The 16309-nt window shown below is 60.0% G+C and carries 14 protein-coding genes and 2 pseudogenes; 15 read left to right on the top strand and 1 reads right to left on the bottom strand.

Features of this window, described 5'->3' with window-relative positions; translation table 11 throughout:
• The first annotated feature begins 217 nt into the window (after positions 1-217).
• The 4 genes and pseudogenes from A3AY_RS35050 to A3AY_RS0111110 all read left to right on the top strand — a co-directional run bounded on the left by A3AY_RS35050 (position 218) and on the right by A3AY_RS0111110 (position 2956).
• A pseudogene (locus tag A3AY_RS35050) lies at positions 218-1200 on the top strand (IS110 family RNA-guided transposase).
• 296 nt (positions 1201-1496) lie between these two features.
• A pseudogene (locus A3AY_RS41425) lies at positions 1497-2185 on the top strand (SOS response-associated peptidase family protein).
• A 1-nt stretch (position 2186) separates the two neighbouring features.
• The gene (locus tag A3AY_RS39100; protein WP_154663277.1) at positions 2187-2513 is read left to right on the top strand and encodes a hypothetical protein; all 327 of its coding nucleotides are present in this window, start codon (positions 2187-2189) and stop codon (positions 2511-2513) included.
• Entirely contained in the window at positions 2510-2956 is a 447-nt protein-coding gene (locus A3AY_RS0111110) for a hypothetical protein (protein ID WP_018325752.1), read from the top strand. The genes A3AY_RS39100 and A3AY_RS0111110 overlap by 4 nt, the downstream gene beginning before the upstream one ends.
• 310 nt (positions 2957-3266) lie before the next feature.
• Here the strand turns inward: A3AY_RS0111110 and A3AY_RS0111105 are convergent, their stop codons facing one another.
• Complete coding sequence (locus A3AY_RS0111105; RefSeq protein WP_018325751.1) at positions 3267-3971, bottom strand: transcriptional regulator NanR; 705 nt, start codon at positions 3969-3971, stop codon at positions 3267-3269.
• Between the two features lie 195 nt (positions 3972-4166).
• On the opposite strand from A3AY_RS0111105, the gene oiaX reads away from it, so the two are divergent.
• The 11 genes from oiaX to apnL all read left to right on the top strand — a co-directional run bounded on the left by oiaX (position 4167) and on the right by apnL (position 16309).
• On the top strand, positions 4167-5420 hold the full coding sequence (gene oiaX, locus A3AY_RS0111100; protein WP_018325750.1) for a 3-oxo-isoapionate-4-phosphate decarboxylase OiaX: 1254 nt from the start codon (positions 4167-4169) through the stop codon (positions 5418-5420).
• 5 nt (positions 5421-5425) lie between these two features.
• Entirely contained in the window at positions 5426-6766 is a 1341-nt protein-coding gene (locus A3AY_RS0111095; protein WP_018325749.1) for a four-carbon acid sugar kinase family protein, read from the top strand.
• An 18-nt stretch (positions 6767-6784) separates the two neighbouring features.
• Entirely contained in the window at positions 6785-7546 is a 762-nt protein-coding gene (locus A3AY_RS0111090) for a triose-phosphate isomerase (RefSeq protein ID WP_018325748.1), read from the top strand.
• A gap of 30 nt (positions 7547-7576) precedes the next feature.
• Positions 7577-8014 (top strand): D-erythrulose-4-phosphate isomerase, encoded by a 438-nt coding sequence (derI, locus tag A3AY_RS0111085; protein ID WP_018325747.1) that lies wholly within the window; start codon positions 7577-7579, stop codon positions 8012-8014.
• A 124-nt stretch (positions 8015-8138) separates the two neighbouring features.
• On the top strand, positions 8139-8966 hold the full coding sequence (locus A3AY_RS0111080) for a phosphogluconate dehydrogenase C-terminal domain-containing protein (RefSeq protein WP_018325746.1): 828 nt from the start codon (positions 8139-8141) through the stop codon (positions 8964-8966).
• Between the two features lie 78 nt (positions 8967-9044).
• Positions 9045-9986 (top strand): D-ribose ABC transporter substrate-binding protein, encoded by a 942-nt coding sequence (locus A3AY_RS0111075; RefSeq protein ID WP_018325745.1) that lies wholly within the window; start codon positions 9045-9047, stop codon positions 9984-9986.
• A gap of 73 nt (positions 9987-10059) precedes the next feature.
• Positions 10060-10704 carry a DUF2291 family protein gene (locus A3AY_RS0111070; protein ID WP_018325744.1) on the top strand — a complete coding sequence of 215 codons (645 nt, stop codon included), beginning with the start codon at positions 10060-10062 and terminating at the stop codon, positions 10702-10704.
• A 1-nt stretch (position 10705) separates the two neighbouring features.
• Positions 10706-12262: a sugar ABC transporter ATP-binding protein gene (locus tag A3AY_RS0111065; protein ID WP_018325743.1), complete on the top strand. Its 1557-nt coding sequence runs from the start codon at positions 10706-10708 to the stop codon at positions 12260-12262.
• Positions 12262-13326 carry an ABC transporter permease gene (locus A3AY_RS0111060; RefSeq protein ID WP_018325742.1) on the top strand — a complete coding sequence of 355 codons (1065 nt, stop codon included), beginning with the start codon at positions 12262-12264 and terminating at the stop codon, positions 13324-13326. The genes A3AY_RS0111065 and A3AY_RS0111060 overlap by 1 nt, the downstream gene beginning before the upstream one ends.
• 5 nt (positions 13327-13331) lie before the next feature.
• Positions 13332-14366, top strand: coding sequence for a Gfo/Idh/MocA family protein (locus A3AY_RS0111055; RefSeq protein ID WP_026203329.1), 1035 nt, complete (start codon positions 13332-13334; stop codon positions 14364-14366).
• Positions 14363-16309 carry a D-apionate lactonase gene (gene apnL / locus A3AY_RS0111050; RefSeq protein WP_018325740.1) on the top strand — a complete coding sequence of 649 codons (1947 nt, stop codon included), beginning with the start codon at positions 14363-14365 and terminating at the stop codon, positions 16307-16309. The genes A3AY_RS0111055 and apnL overlap by 4 nt, the downstream gene beginning before the upstream one ends.

The raw sequence follows: 16309 nt of genomic DNA, 5'->3' as shown, positions 1-16309 counted from the left end.
TCTGGCTTGCGTTAGTGGTGTTGATCTGTGTGTTTCGCAGAGGATTGGCCCCCACGATAGGCGCGAAAACCTTGACCCATCAGCATGCCAATATTCTGAATACCTGCCATGTTTTAGGGCAGCCTGAAGAGGTGCCCCCTATGTGTTGGTGTGGACGGCTCTGAGATCGATCCATGGCATGTTGGCCATGAAACTAAGAGCGAGAGGAGCGCATGCCATGAAGCCCGTACTACGGATTGGAATGGACACATCCAAGAACGTCTTCCAGTTGCACGGTGTCGATAAAGGGGAGGAGACCGTCATACGCCGCCAGCTGCGGCGTCGAGAAATGATAAAGTTCTTCGAAAACCTGCCACCGACGTTAGTCGCAATTGAAGCCTGCGGCAGTTCGCACCATTGGGGACGTCTTCTTGGTTCATTCGGCCACGATGTTCGACTTATCCCACCGCAATACGTCAAGCCTTACGTAAAACGCGGAAAGAACGATGCCGCGGATGCCGAGGCTCGATGTGAAGCAGTTAGCAGACCTTCCATGCGCTTTGTCCCGATAAAATCGCGCGACCAACAGGCTGCCTGCATGTTGATGAGCGTGCGCGAAAGACTGTCGGCGTGAAGTCTCAGCTCTCAAATGCCGACCGGAGTTATGCCGCTGAATTCGGCATCATTGGCCCGCCCGGTCGTCAAAACGTTGCGGCTTTGATCAAGCAAGTTTTAGAGGACGATTCACTTCCGCAACTGGCGAAAGAGCAAGGAATATCAGGCAGTCGAAGCGAGGCTTGAAGAAGTTGAGGCCAAGCTTATGAAATGGCACCGAACGACGAAATCAGCAGACGCATCGCGACCATCCCAGGCGTCGGGCCCATCGGTTCGACAATGTTGAGCATCAAGGCACCACCGGCGGAAAACTTTGCATCCGCACGTCACTTTGCAGCCTGGCTAGGCCTGACGCCCAAGGATCATTCAACTGGCGGCCGGATGAGACTGGGTGGCATCACCAAGGCGGGCGATCCGGCGATCCGATCAACGCTCATTGTCGGCGCGACAGCACGGCTGAGACACGTTAGAAAAGGTCGAACGAAGCCTTCCCCCTGGCTCGCAGCAATGCTGGAACGCAAACCGCCCAAACTGGTCGCGGTCGCTCTGGCGAATACGTTTGCCCGCATCGCTTGGCGACTCATGATCTCAGGTGGCGTTCTTTAGCCGAGCGAGTGGCACCGAGTCCTCAGCCGCTGCATAAATGCCACCGGCCAGCGAAGCAAACCAGAGGCTCGGGGACCGAACTTGCAGGAACGAGTAGATGGAACGAACGATTGATCGGTATACGCGATATTTCGAAGATTACACTGGCACATACAATGTCGCTAATGTGTTTGGAGCGCGTGTAGCGAACACCATCTCGGCCAGCAGACCTCATCTGCACAAACAGGCCGGACATCTGATTGCAAGCAATCGTGTTGTTCGTATACTCAAACCCTGACGAGGGAGCAGCCGTCCACATCCGCAATCTTTATCGGGTCTATACCAGCCAGGAAGAAATCCGCGGCGCCACCCGCGCGGAGATCGAGGTATGGCCCGACCGCATGGCGCCGATCGTGCGCAATACGCCAGCCGGTCGCGAGCTGGCGATGGTGCGCTGGGGGCTGCCGAGCTCCAGCCAGGCGCTGTTCGAAGCGGCGACCAACAGAGCGAATAAGCTGCGCGCCAAGGGCAAAGATGTCGATTTCCAGCAGCTGTTGAAGATGGAACCGGACGGCGGCACCACAAATGTCCGCAATACGGAGAGCATGCATTGGAAACGCTGGCTGGGCGTCGGCAAACCGCTGTGTCGTGCCGATCACCAGTTTTGCCGAACCGGACCCAGCCAACAAGGTCGAAGGCGAAAGAACCCCGAACGCGTGGTTCGCCAGGAGCCCGGAGCGGCCGCTGATGTTCTTCGCCGGCATGTGGGTGCCTCAATGGGAAAGCGTCCGCAAGATCAAGGAGGGCCTCATCACCGCCGACCTATTCGCATTCCTGACGACAACGCCGAACGCGATCGTCGAGCCGGTCCATCAGAAGGCCAGCGGTCTTGCTGACCGAGGGCGACGAAATCGAGACCTGGCTTACCGCGCCGTGGGACGTGGCAAAGGTTCTGCAGCGGGTCTTGCCCGAAGATCGGATGGTTCTGCTACCGTCAGGAGGATGACATGTCTGACGAGCGGACCAACCCACCGCCAGCGGCGCCCGTGCACTTCGATCACTACTGCGATTATCCTGGCTGCGTGAAGTGGGGCTCGTTTGGCAAAGAGCGTGGCCATGGCATCATTGAATGGCGTCGCGCGGAGCACCTGGCCCCGACTACTGGAATGGGCGATCCAACCCGGGAAGCTGAGCGGCCTGGCTCAAAGGAACAAATTGGGATTCCTGAGAGCTTGATCGCTGGTCACTTCATTCCTGAAGTTTCGGGCCCCGTTGCAATTTGTGGAGGTAATGACTACCGTCGTTTCTCGCTTCCAATCCGAGATGAACGATGATCGCTTTTCTGCGTATTTTGTGGGCAGTGCTGTGGCGTTCGATTTTAGTTCTGGCACTAAACACCGGCATCATCCATGCGCTATCCCACCCCCTTTCCTCGGAGACTGAACTTTCGATCAAACTCCGCCTATCGCTGACACTGTTACCTGCCGCCATCATTTTCGGGGCACTGGCCGCGCGGACGGGGAACGCTCAAAGTGTACTGCTTGAGCTTCAGTCGCCGATGTCGTTTGCGCAATGGCGACAAACGTATGCTGCCTTGGCAGGATGCGCATTGTTAATCACCGTAGTCACGCGCATTGCAGCGCTGAGCTGGAGTACAGACTCGTGGCTCGCCTTCCGAACATTGCTTCCGCTCCCGATGTTCCTGCTCGTCTGGACTGGAGTTTCGATCTGGCAGGCCTACGCGCCAGAGAGCAGGCGACGTCCCCAAAGCTCCTGACTTGCAGCGCTCTCGGGGGGCGTGAGTCGGCTCCCGTAGCCTTGATGGAAGCCCCTGATAAACGCACCCCGTGTGCCCTTGGCCCGATCGACACGGATACCGGCGGATCTTGAGGCGCCACGCGAAGCGATTCACGAAAGCGCGTGTTCACATTGCGAGGCGCCTTGTGTTCAAAAATGTCTGGAACAGGCGATGCAAAGACGAGGAGACATGATGCACGATCAGCCTATCCGGCGGGACTGGGGAATATGGAGTTGCGATAGACCTTATAAAAAGAGTCGGCCATTGGAGGGAAATACAGCCCCCACGGCTACTTCACATACAGCGCGCTTGATCTCTCAAGGTGCACTAACATTGCGACTTCGGCCCCATCGGCATCCGCTGCTGCCAGTCGATCTACTATCTTCTCGTGTTCAACAAGCGTGAACTTTTCCTTGCCGGTCCAAATGAGCATGTCGGTGTGATATTCCTTGAGCCAGGCTAACATCGCCTCGCTGACTGCAACGAAGATCGGATTGCCCGAGATCCGGGCGATGCGGGTGTGAAATTGCATATCGGCGGAAATGAATTCTTCGGCTTTTCCCAATGATCGCCGCTGCCGTTCGAGGATTTCGCGCAGTTCTTCGATGTCCCGCTCGGTGGCTTTTGCGGCTGCTTCGCGTGCCATCCCTCGCTCGAAAAAGATACGCGCGTTTTTCAGGTGTTCCAGCGAGTCGGATGATCGCGACAACATGATCTTCGCGGTCGCATCGACTTGCCGGAAGATGGACTGCGCGGTCAACTCCAAAACCTTCGCCCGCTCGCCATGCGAAATCGCCACGAGGCCCATGTTGGCCAGCGATTGCATTGCTTCCCGTATCGCGGGGCGGCCGACGCCAAAGCGCTCCATGAGGACACGTTCCGACGGCATGTCGTCGCCCGGCTTCAATTCACCCGATATAATCATTCGCTCAAGACGGTCAAACACTTCATCGGAGAGTTTGCGCCTCACGATCTGCTCTACTGGCTGGCTCATGCTGACTCGCTGGGTCAAGGTCTTCCTCCTTATGCACCTGAGCTCACTGGCAAGGAAAGATCAAGTCGCCGTTTTAAGCCGAAAACTTTCCAGGGATAACCTAAAACATCTTGCGCGAATTGGAATACTCATTATACCAGATAATGAGTTGGCGTCATCAATGAGCATGTTGGCGAGAGGAGCAACGGACAATTCATGATGATCACCCTTACCTACCGTATTGAAACGCCGGGCAGCGTCGACGCCATGGCGGAAAAGATCGCCAGCGACCAGTCGACAGGTACCTTCGTACCGGTTCCAGGTGAGACACAGGAACTGAAGGCCCGCGTCGCCGCCCGTGTGCTCGCCATTCGTCCCCTTCCCGATGCGCCGTCCCCAAGCTGGCCGGAGGCACCGGCGGGGCACGGCATCAGCCACCGCGCCGAGGCAGATATCGCCTTCCCGCTCGATGCCATCGGCACCGATCTCTCCGCTTTGATGACCATTGCTGTCGGCGGCATCTTTTCCATTCGCGGCATGACCGGCCTGAGGGTTGTGGATCTCAAGCTGCCGGAGGCCTATCGCGGCGTCTATCCCGGCCCGCAGTTCGGTCTTGCCGGGAGCCGGAAGCTCACCGGCGTCTACGACCGCCCGATCATCGGCACCATCGTCAAGCCTGCGCTTGGCCTGCGTCCGCAGGAAACCGCGGAACTCGTCGGCGAACTCATCCAATCCGGCGTCGATTTCATAAAGGACGACGAGAAACTCATGAGCCCGGTCTATTCTCCGCTCAAGGAACGCGTTGCCGCCATCATGCCCAAGATCCTCGATCATGAGCAGAAGACCGGCAAGAAGGTGATGTATGCGTTCGGCATCTCGCACACCGATCCGGACGAGATGATGCGAAACCACGACCTCGTTCTAAAGGCGGGTGGGAACTGCGCCGTCGTCAACATCAACTCCATCGGCATGGGCGGCATGGCATTTGTGCGCAAACGCTCTGGCCTCGCGTTGCACGCTCATCGCAACGGCTGGGATGTGCTGACGCGCCATCCCGGCATTGGTTTCGATTTCAAGGTCTGGCAGCAATTCTGGCGGCTGCTCGGCGTCGACCAGTTCCAGATCAACGGCATCGGCGTTAAGTACTGGGAACCGGACGAGAGCTTCGTCGAGTCTTTCAAGGCTGTCACTACGCCGCTGTTCGACACGTCCGACTGCGCGCTCCCTGTTGCAGGCTCGGGTCAATGGGGCGGGCAAGCGCCGGAAACCTATCACCGCACCGGCCGCACGACTGATCTTCTCTATCTGTGCGGCGGCGGCATCGTCAGCCATCCGGGCGGGCCTGCCGCCGGCGTGCATGCCGTGCAGCAGGCCTGGCAAGCAGCGGTTGCGGACATCCCGCTCGAAACCTATGCCGAGGACCATCCCGAGTTGGCAGCGTCGCTCAAAAAATTCGGCAAAGGCGAGTAAGAGCCATGACGACACACGATCTACTCCTTTCCTATTATGGCGACGACCTCACCGGCTCCACCGATGTCATGGAAGCGCTCGCCTCCAACGGCGTGGAGACCGTCCTGTTCATGAACATCCCGGATGAAGGTCTTCTGCATCGCTTCAGCCATTGCCGCGCCATTGGTCTTGCCGGCACGAGCCGCAGTCAAGCCCCGGACTGGATGGATGAACACCTGACGCCCGCCCTGGCATGGTTGAAAAGCCTGAATGCCGCTATCTGCCATTATAAGGTTTGCTCGACCTTCGACTCGAGCCCGCAGATCGGCAGTATCGGTAAGGCGGTCGAGATCGGAAAAAGACTGTTCGATCAGGCCTATGTTCCCCTCATCGTCGGCGCGCCGCAACTGAAACGCTATACAGCCTTCGGCCATCTCTTCGCCGCCTATCAGGGCGAGGTCTATCGCATCGACCGTCATCCCGTGATGAACCGCCACCCTGTGACCCCCATTGCGGAGGCAGACCTGCGCTTGCACCTCAAGGGACAGACGGAGCTTGAGGCCCGGCTTGCCGATCTCTCGATGCTGGCCGCCACAGACGCCGATGACAGAATCGATGCCCTCTGCAAAAGCGCAGACGGCATTATACTGTTCGACGTCGACAGCGCCGAAAGCCAGGTCAATGCCGGTCGCCAGCTCTGGCGGCGGAACCCCGGCAATGGCTGGTTCGTCTGTGGTTCGTCGGGCGTCGAATACGCACTCCTTACCGCCTGGTCGCAAGCCGGGCTGACGCAAGGACGCAGGACTTTTCCGCTCCCCGGAAAGGTCGACCGCATCGCGATCGTTTCCGGTAGCGTCTCGCCCACCACCGAACGCCAGATCCGCCACGCCACCGAAAACGGCTTTGCCGGCATCGACCTCGAGCCGATGGAACTGCTCGGCGAGAATGGTAACGCTGCGGTGGAACGTGCCGTCGCCGCGGGCATCGAATGTCTTCAACAGGGCAGCAGCGTCATCCTCAACACAGCACTCGGTCCGTCCGCCGACCGCGGCAGCGATATCGACAGGACTGCCGGTAGTCGCCATCGCCTCGGCCGATTGCTCGGCAAAATCCTGCGTCGCCTGGTTGAGGAACAGCACCTGAAACGCGTCGTCATCGCGGGCGGTGACACGTCAAGCCATGCGCTGCGCGAGTTGAACGTGGAGGCGTTGACGACCCTGCTACCGCTGCCCCAGACGCCCGGTTCCCCCCTCTGTACAGCCCATGGCACGCACGCCGCGACGAACGGTCTGCAGATCGCCCTGAAGGGCGGCCAGGTGGGTTCGGATGGCTATTTCTCGCAGATCCGGGACGGCGTGCAGGCGTAATCGAGGGGGAATGAAACGATGACGTTCTGGGTAGGGACGAGCTTCAAGATGAACAAGCTGCTCTCGGAGGCTCTCGCCTTTGCGAATGCTCTTGTCGTTACGGATGCCGCGCGCGATGCGCGTATTCAGCGCTTTGTCATCCCGCCGTTCACCGCCGCGCGTGAGGTCAAGGCGGCGCTGAAGGGTACCTCCGTGAAGATTGGAGCCCAGAACATGCACTGGGACGATGCCGGCGCCTGGACCGGCGAGATTTCTGGACCGATGCTGGTCGATTGCGGGCTCGATCTGGTCGAACTTGGCCATAGCGAGCGCCGAGAATTCTTCGGCGAGACGGACGAGACTGTTGGATTGAAGGTCGAGAGCGCCGTGCGTCATGCTTTGATTCCGCTGATTTGCATCGGCGAGACGTTTGTGGAGCGCGAGAGCGGGCTGGCGGACGCGGTGCTGAAGGCGCAGGTCGAAGGTGCGCTCGGGCGGCTTCAGGGCGAGGCTAAGAATGCTGACATCCTGCTCGCCTACGAGCCGGTCTGGGCGATCGGCGTCAAGGGCATTCCGGCATCCTCGGACTATGCCGATGCGCGCCATGCGAAAATCTCCGCAGCCGCGCAAGCCGTGCTCGGGCGCAAAATCCCGGTGCTCTATGGCGGTAGCGTCAATCCAGACAATTGCGTGGAGTTCGCCGCCTGCGCCCATATCGACGGGCTGTTCATCGGCCGCTCGGCCTGGGCGGTTTCCGGCTATCTCGACATTCTTGGCCGCGTCTCCAAGGCGCTCCCCTGAACCAGGATACGACAAACGGAAGGACATCCCATGAATATCGCCATCGGAGCAGACAGCGCGGGCAGGCCGCTGCTCGAGGTCATAGCCGCCCATTTAGCCACCCGGCCGCACCTTAAGGTCAGCGACCTCAGCCAATCCGGCTACTATGCCGACCTGTCGTTGGCGCTGGCGCAGACCATCATCGATGGTCAGAACGAGCGCGGCATTCTGATCTGCGGCACGGGCATCGGCGTAGCGATTTCGGCTAACAAGGTGCCCGGCATCCGCGCCGCTCTGACCCACGACACCTATTCGGCTGAACGCGCGGCGAAGTCTAACAACGCGCAGATCATCACCATGGGTGCCCGCGTCATCGGCCCGGAACTTGCCAAGAGGATCGTCGACAAATGGCTGGAATCCGACTTCGACCCCAACGGCGCGTCCGCCGAAAATGTCGAGGCCATCAACCGACTGGACAGGGTGAAGTAACCGAGCAAGCGGGCTGCGAGCCGGTGAATCTTCTTTAGGAAAAATTCGTCGTTCCGCTGATATACTGATTGACTCATTATACCAGTCGCATATAGTCATCGCAAATAGACATAAGCGAGGAAAAATGACGTCAATTGCTCTGTTCGGCGCCGGCGGCAAAATGGGCTACCGGCTGGCGAAGAACCTAAAAGGCTCGCGCTTTGACGTGCGCCACATCGAAGTCAGCGACGCGGGTCAGGCGCGGCTGAAAAACGATCTCGAGATCTCGTGCGTGCCGGCCAATGCCGGGCTGGATGGCGCCGACGTCGTCATTCTCGCCGTTCCGGATACGGCAATCGGGAAGGTCGCGGCCAGCATCGTCGACACGCTCGCAGCCGGCACCATGGTTGTGGCTCTCGACGCGGCCGCCCCCTTTGCCGGCCACCTGCCGGTGCGGGCCGATCTCACCTATTTCGTCACCCATCCCTGCCATCCGCCGATCTTCAACGACGAAACGGACATGGCCGCGAAGAGGGATCATTTCGGCGGTCTGTTTGCCAAGCAACATATCGTTTCCGCCCTGATGCAGGGACCGGAAGAGGCCTACGGCCTCGGCGAAGAGATCGCCATGGTCATCTGGTCGCCGGTCATGCGCTCGCATCGCGTTACTGTCGAGCAGATGGCGATGCTGGAGCCGGGCCTATCGGAAACCGTCTGCGCCTCGCTGCTGGTCGTCATGAAGCAGGCCATGGACGAGTGTGTGAAACGCGGTGTGCCGGAGGAGGCCGCTCGTGACTTCCTGCTCGGCCACATGAACGTGCTCGGCGCCGTGATCTTCGGCGAAGTGCAGGGCGTTTTCTCCGATGCCTGCAACAAAGCCATTGAATTCGGCATCCCGGCGCTGATGCGCGACGACTGGAAAAAAGTCTTCGAACCACAGGAGATCGCCGAGAGCATTCGGCGCATCACCTGATCGCCGTCAGGCTCTAAGGCCTGACAATCATCGGCTCCGCCGGGAACGGGGCCGATCAAATCACTTGGGAGGAACCACATGAAACTAACACGCAGACTAACCCTTACCGCCTTTGCCTGCGCCCTTTCACTGGGCGTTGCGATGCCGGCCTTTGCCGCCGACCTCATCGCCATCATCACCCCCTCGCACGACAACCCGTTCTTCAAGGCTGAAGCCGTCGGCGCGGAAGCCAAGGCCAAGGAACTCGGCTACGAAACCCTGGTTCTCGTCCATGACGACGATGCCAACAAGCAATCGCAATTGATCGATACCGCTATCGGCCGCGGCGCAAAGGCGATCATTCTCGACAATGCGGGCTCGGAAGCCTCGATTGCTGCCGTTCAGAAGGCCAAGGACGCAGGCGTTCCCTCCTTCCTGATCGACCGTGAAATCAACGCCACCGGCGTTGCCGTCTCGCAGATCGTTTCCAACAACTATCAGGGCGCGCAGCTCGGTGCCGAAGAGTTCGTCAAGCTGATGGGCGAGGCCGGCAACTATGTCGAACTGCTCGGCCGCGAAGCCGATCTTAACGCCGGCATCCGCTCCAAGGGTTACCACGACATCATCGACGAATATCCGGACATGAAGATGGTCGCCCAGCAGTCGGCCAACTGGAGCCAGACGGAGGGCTACTCCAAGATGGAGACCATCCTGCAGGCGAACCCGGATATCAAGGGCGTCATCTCCGGCAACGACACGATGGCCATGGGCGCAATCGCCGCTCTCCAGGCCGCCGGCCGCAAGGACGTGATCGTCGTCGGCTTCGACGGCTCCAACGACGTGCGCGATAGCATCGCCTCAGGCGGCATCAAGGCGACCGTGCTGCAACCGGCTTACGCGCAGGCGCAGATGGCAGTCGAGCAGGCCGACGTCTTTATCAAGACGGGTAAGGGACCGGCCGAGGAAAAGCAGCTCATGGATTGTGTGCTGATCAACGGCGAGAATTCCGTCAAGCTCGAAACCTTCGCGCTTACCAACTGATCCTCCCAAAGAATGCGCGCAGGGCGGACACACTCCGCCCTGCGTTTATTTCCATGTGCCGGAGCAGAATTCCATGCCGAACATCGTGACAGCCGCCGCAATCTCGCTCGCCATCGTGCTGGCCGTGCCCGGTTGCAAGATCATCAAGACGCCGACGCCCGAAGAGGCCGCAGAAGCTGCAAGCGGCGGGTTCAATCCCGATCGCCAGGTCGCGGAAGTATGGGAAGCAAAAGTCATTCCGTTCCTGGAAACGCGCGCCGGAACCTTCCAGGAGGTTTCCGCTCTGTCGAAATCCGATCTCGATGCCGCCGCGGCAAAATACGGCCACAAGGAAAAGGACGGCACGGCGCCCTGGACATTTGCCGCGAAAGTCTCCGGCACGATCGTCAAGGCCGAAACGAAATCCCGTGCTGCCTACCTCGACACTGATGTAGATGGCGACGGCAAGGCGGATGTGCGCGTCCAGATCGGCCCGGTCATCAAGGGCACCGCGATCCGCGACAGCCTCGACTTCGTCAATTTCAACGAATTCAAGAACCAGATCCAGTGGGCTGAATTCGGCAAGGCCTTCAACAGCCATGTCAACGCCTTGACGCTCGAAAAGCTGCCGCGCGAAAGCCTCGAAGGCAAACATGTGGAAGCGCTCGGCGCCTATCCCCTGCCGTCCGCTGGCCAGTCGGCGTTGCTGACGCCCGCCACCATTACGATAGGCGGCTGACATGGCAGCCGAGACACACGAGACCATCCTAAAGCTCGACGACGTGACGAAAGTCTATTCTGGCATCGTCGCAGTCAAGCATGCGAGCCTCGAACTGAAGCGCGGCGCGGTCAACGTGCTCGTCGGCGAAAACGGCGCCGGCAAGTCGACGCTGATGCGCATGATCGCCGGCGTCGAGAAACCCTCTCTCGGCCGCATCCTGCTCGATGGCAAGGAAGTCGAGTTCAACTCCCCGGCCGATGCGCAGAGGCATGGCATCGGCATGGTGTTCCAGGAACTCAATCTGTTCGGCAACCTCTCGGTAGCCGAAAACATCTTCGCGACCCGGGAGATCACCCGCGGCATTCGCGGCATCGATCACAAAGCGCAGGTCGAAAAGGCCAATCATTTCCTCGACAAGCTGGATGCCGGCATCAGCGCCGAGACCATGGTCGAGGACCTGCCGATCGGCCAGCAGCAGCTCGTCGAAATCGCCAAGGCGATCTCGCTCGACACCCGCATCCTCATTCTCGACGAGCCGACCTCGGCCCTGTCTGCCGCCGAAGTCGATATCCTGTTCAAAGTGATCGGCGAACTGAAGGCACAAGGCGTCGCCATCGTCTATATCTCGCATCGGCTCGAGGAGCTGATGCGCATCGGCGACTACATCACCGTGCTGCGCGACGGCCAGATCACCGGCCAGGCGATGGTGCGCGACATCGACACCAAGTGGATCGTCCGCTCGATGATCGGCTCGGATGCCAAGGATTTCGCCAAATCCGTCGATCACAAGCTCGGCAAGGAAGCCTTTCGCGTCGAAGACATCTGCCTGCCGCGCCGGACCGGCGGCCTCGCCGTCGATCATCTGTCGATCTCGGTCAAGACAGGCGAAGTGCTGGGGATCTATGGCCTGATGGGCGCCGGCCGTAGCGAGTTCTTCGAATGCGTCATTGGCCAGCATGCGCACTCCACCGGCAAGATCTTCGTCGCCGGCGAAGAGATCGTCGCCAAGGATACCTCCACCCGTATCCGCAAGGGACTTGCCCTCATCCCGGAAGACCGGCAACGCGAAGGCCTTGTGCAGGTCCTGTCGATCGCCTCCAATCTAACGCTTGCGAGCCTCGAAAAATTCGTGAAATTCGGCGTCCACATTTCCGGCGAGCGCGAGCAGGCGGCTGTCAAGGAGCAGGTCCGCAACCTCTCGATCAAGGCGCCGAATCCAGATTTCGACGTCACCTCAATGTCCGGCGGCAACCAGCAGAAGGTCGTGATTGGCAAGGCGCTGATGACCAATCCGAAGGTGCTGCTGATGGACGAGCCGAGCCGCGGCATCGATGTCGGCGCCAAGGCGGATGTCTTCCGCACCATGCGCAGGCTCGCCGGTGAAGGCCTCGCCATCCTGTTTTCCACCTCCGACCTCGAGGAGGTCATGGCGCTGTCCGACCGCATCGTCGTGATGAGCAACGGCAAGGTAACGACGATCCTTGACAGGGCGGATGCCACCGAAGAGCTCATCGTCAAGGCTGCGTCCGAGGGACACAAATCGGCCGAACACAAAACCATTGGGGAAATTGCGTGATGACCACGGCAACCGTGACCGAAAATGCACCGGCAACCGATAGCGGCTCCATCCTTTTGACGCTGATGAAGCTCAGGACGTTCATTGCGCTCTTTGCCGTCATCGCCTTCTTCTCGATCTTCGCGCCGAACTTTCTGTCGACAGCCAATATCATCCTGATGTCGAAGCATGTGGCGCTGAATGCTTTCCTCGCCATGGGCATGACTTTCGTCATCATCACCGGCGGCATCGACCTTTCGGTCGGCTCGATCGTCGGCCTTTGCGGCATGGTCGCCGGCGGTCTGATCCTCAACGGCATCGATCTGCAGTTCGGCTATACGATGTATTTCAACGTCGTCGAGGTCTGCCTGATCACCCTCGCCGTCGGCGTCGTCATTGGTGCGGTCAACGGACTGCTCATTACCAAACTCAACGTCGCCCCCTTCATCGCCACGCTCGGCACGCTCTACGTCGCCCGCGGCTTCGCGCTGCTCTCGTCCGACGGCCAGACCTTCCCGAACCTCGTCGGCAAGACCGAGCTTTCCACCACCGGCTTCGGTTTCCTCGGCTCCGGCCGCATCATCGGCCTGCCGGTGTCGATCTGGATCCTGATCGTCGTTGCGCTCGCCGCCGCCTATGTCGCCAAATATGTGCCGATCGGCCGCCAGATCTTCGCTGTCGGCGGCAACGAGCGCGCCGCTCGCATGTCCGGCATCCGCGTCGATCGCGTCAAGATGTTCGTCTACATGTTCTCCGGCTTCTGCGCCGCCATCGTCGGCATCGTCATCTCCTCCGAACTGATGGCCTCGCACCCGGCAACCGGCAACTCGTTCGAGCTTAACGCAATCGCCGCAGCCGTTCTCGGTGGCACCTCGATGTCCGGGGGTCGCGGGACGATCGGTGGCACCATCATCGGCGCCTTCGTCATTGGCATCCTGTCCGATGGCCTGGTGATGATGGGTGTTTCCTCCTTCTGGCAGATGGTGATCAAGGGTATCGTCATCATCGTTGCGGTGGTGGTCGACCAAGCCCAGCGCCGCTTGCAGCAGCAGGTGACGTTGATGCAATTGGCAAAGAAGGGTTGAAAAGAATGATGGAATTGCGTGGCGCCCTGATCGGTTGCGGCTTTTTCGCCGTCAACCAGATGCATGGATGGAGGGATGTCAACGGCGCGTCCATCGTCGCTATTTGCGACCGCGACCCCGAGCGGCTGAAGCTCGTCGGCGACCAGTTCGGCGTCGACCGCCGCTATACTGATGCGAGGCAGATGTTTACAAATGGCGGCTTCGATTTCGTCGATATCGCAACCACGGTCAACAGTCATCGCACACTGGTGGAAATGGCCGTCGCCCACAAGGTTCCTGCCATCTGCCAGAAGCCGTTTGCCCCGACGCTTGCGGATGCCAAGGCCATGGTCGCCGCCTGCGAGGCTGCCGGCATTCCCCTCATGATCCACGAGAATTTCCGCTGGCAAACACCGATCCAGGCCGTCCGCAAGGCGCTGGACTCGGGCGCGATCGGCGCGCCGTTCTGGGGCCGCTTCTCCTTCCGCTCCGGCTACGACGTCTTTTCCGGCCAGCCTTACCTCGCGGAAGGCAAGCGCTTCATCATCGAGGATCTCGGCATCCACACACTGGATATCGCCCGCTATATCCTTGGCGACGTGACGAGCCTGTCCGCGCGAACCAAGCGCGTTAATCCGAAAATCCGCGGCGAGGACGTGGCGACTATCCTGCTCGACCACAACAGCGGCGCGACCTCCATTGTCGATGTCAGCTATGCAACCAGACAATCCGTCGAACCCTTCCCGGAAACGCTGATCGAGCTCGACGGTACGCAGGGCTCGCTGCGCCTGTCGCAAGGCTACGAGCTGCAGGTCACCAATGCCGAGGGAGCGACGAACACCGACGTCGCGCCAATCTTGCTGCCCTGGGCTTCTCGGCCGTGGCACAATATCCAGGAAAGCGTCTTTGCCATCCAGCAACACTGGGCCGATTGCCTCGGCCGCCAAGAGGAAACGTGCACCTCCGGCGCCGACAATCTGAAGACCTTCGCCCTCGTCGAAGCCGCCTATGAAAGCGCCGCCTCCAAGGCGACCGTCGAAATCCGGACCTTGCTGAAATGAGCGACACGGCAACTGCCTTTCAGCTTTACGGAACCATCAAGGCCGAACCCTTCCCCCGTCTCCTGCGGGCCGGAAAACTGACGGCACAATTCGCTGGCGGCAATCTTCGTGCCATCACTTACGACGGCGTTGAAGTCCTGCGCGCCATTTCCTATGTGGTCCGCGACCGCGACTGGGGCACCTACAACCCCACGCTGTCTAACCTTGCTGTCACCGAAACCGAGAGCGGCTTCACCATCTCCTACGACGCCCGTTGCCACGGCCCGAACGGCACGGTTCTCGACATTGTTGCACTGATCGAAGCAGGTGCCGGTGGCAAACTGACGTTCAGGAGCAGCGCCTGTTCCGCCACAGGCTTCGAGACCAATCGCTGCGGCTTCTGCATGCTGCATCCCATCATCGGCGTCGCAGGAACGGCAGTCTCCGTCGAGCATGTCGATGGCGAGGTTGAGAACACCAAACTGCCCGTTCTCATAGATCCCTGGCAGCCCGTCAAAAACCTGCGCGCCATCACCCATACAGCACTTCCCGGCGTCAGCGTCGAATGCCGCATGGAAGGCGACACGTTCGAGATGGAAGACCAACGCAACTGGTCGGACGCCTCCTACAAGACCTATGTTCGCCCATTGTCCCTGCCCTGGCCCTATAAGATTCTGGAAAACGAGCCCATCCTCCAGCAAATCACCCTGACAATTACCGACCGCCGCGCCGCTTCGGACGATCGCCCCGCCTCGGCCGAAAACTCCAGCGTCATCCGGCTAACGCCCGGGACTGCGTCCGGCACGATGCCCGCCATCAGCCTGGTGATTACCCCGGAGGAAGTCGAAGCCAGTCTCGCTGCCCTCGCGAGCCAGGATGGGCCAAAGGTTCAGGACCTGCTCTTCCACTTCGACCCCGCAGCCGGTCACGACGCCGCCGCCTTCAAGGGTTTTGCCGAGATTGCCGCTATCCACGGCGGCACGACAACGCTCGAATTCGCAGTCCCTTGCCAACGGCCGCTGGATGAGGAAATGCTGGGGATTGCCGCGAGGATGCGCGCAACTGATTTCGCACCTAATGCCATCATGGTTTGCCCCTCTGTCGATCGCCAATCGACCCCGCCCGGTAGCAAATGGCCGGATTGTCCACCGCTCGAGGATGTCTACGCAGCCGCAGCGAACGCATTTCCCGGCATTCGACTCGGCGGCGGCATGCTCTCCTATTTCACCGAACTCAACCGCAAGCGCGTTCCAGCCGGAAACCTTGGTTTCGTCAGCCACTGCACCAGTCCCATTGTGCATTCGGCGGAAGATCTCAGCATCATGCAGACACTTGAGGCACTACCCTTCATCACGAAGTCGGTCCGTGCCATCTATGGCGACAAGCCGTACCGGCTCGGCCCCTCCACCATCGCCATGCGACAAAACCCCTATGGCAGCCGCACGATGGACAACCCCGATTGCTGCCGCGTCCCGATGGCCAACCGTGATCCCCGCCACACCGGTCTGTTCGCCGCCGCCTTCGCCACCGGCTACGCCGCCTCAGTGCTGGATGCAGGTATCGAGACACTGACACTATCAGCCCTCACCGGACCGTTCGGCCTCTTTGCTGGAAAAGACGAGCCGATCACCGAAGGCGGAAGACGACCGCTCTTTCACATTGTGGCCGGCCTGGCGGAACTGGCGGGGCAGCAGTGCCGTACCGTCGTTGCCTCCCATCCGCAAAAAGTCATGTCTTTCAGAACCGAAATCGAAAAGGAGTCCACTCTGTGGATCGTCAATCTCGGCGCTCACGCACTAACGGTGGACATGAGCGAGTTGGTTAATCCAACGCGCGCTCAACTGATTGTGCTTGACGGGGATACAATGAGGAAAGCGACGAAATCCGGAGTAAAGTCAGTTGGAATCGTAAGGGCTCAGCTAAGACTTTCGCCTTTTGCCGTTGCCCGTGTCCACACCGCATGA

Origin of the sequence: Rhizobium giardinii bv. giardinii H152 (assembly GCF_000379605.1) — a bacterium.
Lineage (GTDB): Bacteria > Pseudomonadota > Alphaproteobacteria > Rhizobiales > Rhizobiaceae > Pararhizobium > Pararhizobium giardinii.
This window is presented reverse-complemented; position numbering and strand designations above follow the sequence as displayed.

What these genes read in the sequence shown, in the direction of transcription:
- A3AY_RS0111070 (WP_018325744.1), top strand. Translation starts at nt 10,060, where the DNA reads ATGCCGAACATCGTGACAGCCGCCGCAATCTCGCTCGCCATCGTGCTG.
- A3AY_RS0111055 (WP_026203329.1), top strand. Translation starts at nt 13,332, where the DNA reads ATGATGGAATTGCGTGGCGCCCTGATCGGTTGCGGCTTTTTCGCCGTC.
- A3AY_RS0111075 (WP_018325745.1), top strand. Translation starts at nt 9,045, where the DNA reads ATGAAACTAACACGCAGACTAACCCTTACCGCCTTTGCCTGCGCCCTT.
- A3AY_RS0111110 (WP_018325752.1), top strand. Translation starts at nt 2,510, where the DNA reads ATGATCGCTTTTCTGCGTATTTTGTGGGCAGTGCTGTGGCGTTCGATT.
- A3AY_RS0111065 (WP_018325743.1), top strand. Translation starts at nt 10,706, where the DNA reads ATGGCAGCCGAGACACACGAGACCATCCTAAAGCTCGACGACGTGACG.
- apnL (WP_018325740.1), top strand. Translation starts at nt 14,363, where the DNA reads ATGAGCGACACGGCAACTGCCTTTCAGCTTTACGGAACCATCAAGGCC.
- A3AY_RS0111060 (WP_018325742.1), top strand. Translation starts at nt 12,262, where the DNA reads ATGACCACGGCAACCGTGACCGAAAATGCACCGGCAACCGATAGCGGC.
- derI (WP_018325747.1), top strand. Translation starts at nt 7,577, where the DNA reads ATGAATATCGCCATCGGAGCAGACAGCGCGGGCAGGCCGCTGCTCGAG.
- A3AY_RS39100 (WP_154663277.1), top strand. Translation starts at nt 2,187, where the DNA reads ATGTCTGACGAGCGGACCAACCCACCGCCAGCGGCGCCCGTGCACTTC.
- A3AY_RS0111090 (WP_018325748.1), top strand. Translation starts at nt 6,785, where the DNA reads ATGACGTTCTGGGTAGGGACGAGCTTCAAGATGAACAAGCTGCTCTCG.
- A3AY_RS0111105 (WP_018325751.1), bottom strand. Translation starts at nt 3,971, where the DNA reads ATGAGCCAGCCAGTAGAGCAGATCGTGAGGCGCAAACTCTCCGATGAA.
- A3AY_RS0111095 (WP_018325749.1), top strand. Translation starts at nt 5,426, where the DNA reads ATGACGACACACGATCTACTCCTTTCCTATTATGGCGACGACCTCACC.
- A3AY_RS0111080 (WP_018325746.1), top strand. Translation starts at nt 8,139, where the DNA reads ATGACGTCAATTGCTCTGTTCGGCGCCGGCGGCAAAATGGGCTACCGG.
- oiaX (WP_018325750.1), top strand. Translation starts at nt 4,167, where the DNA reads ATGATGATCACCCTTACCTACCGTATTGAAACGCCGGGCAGCGTCGAC.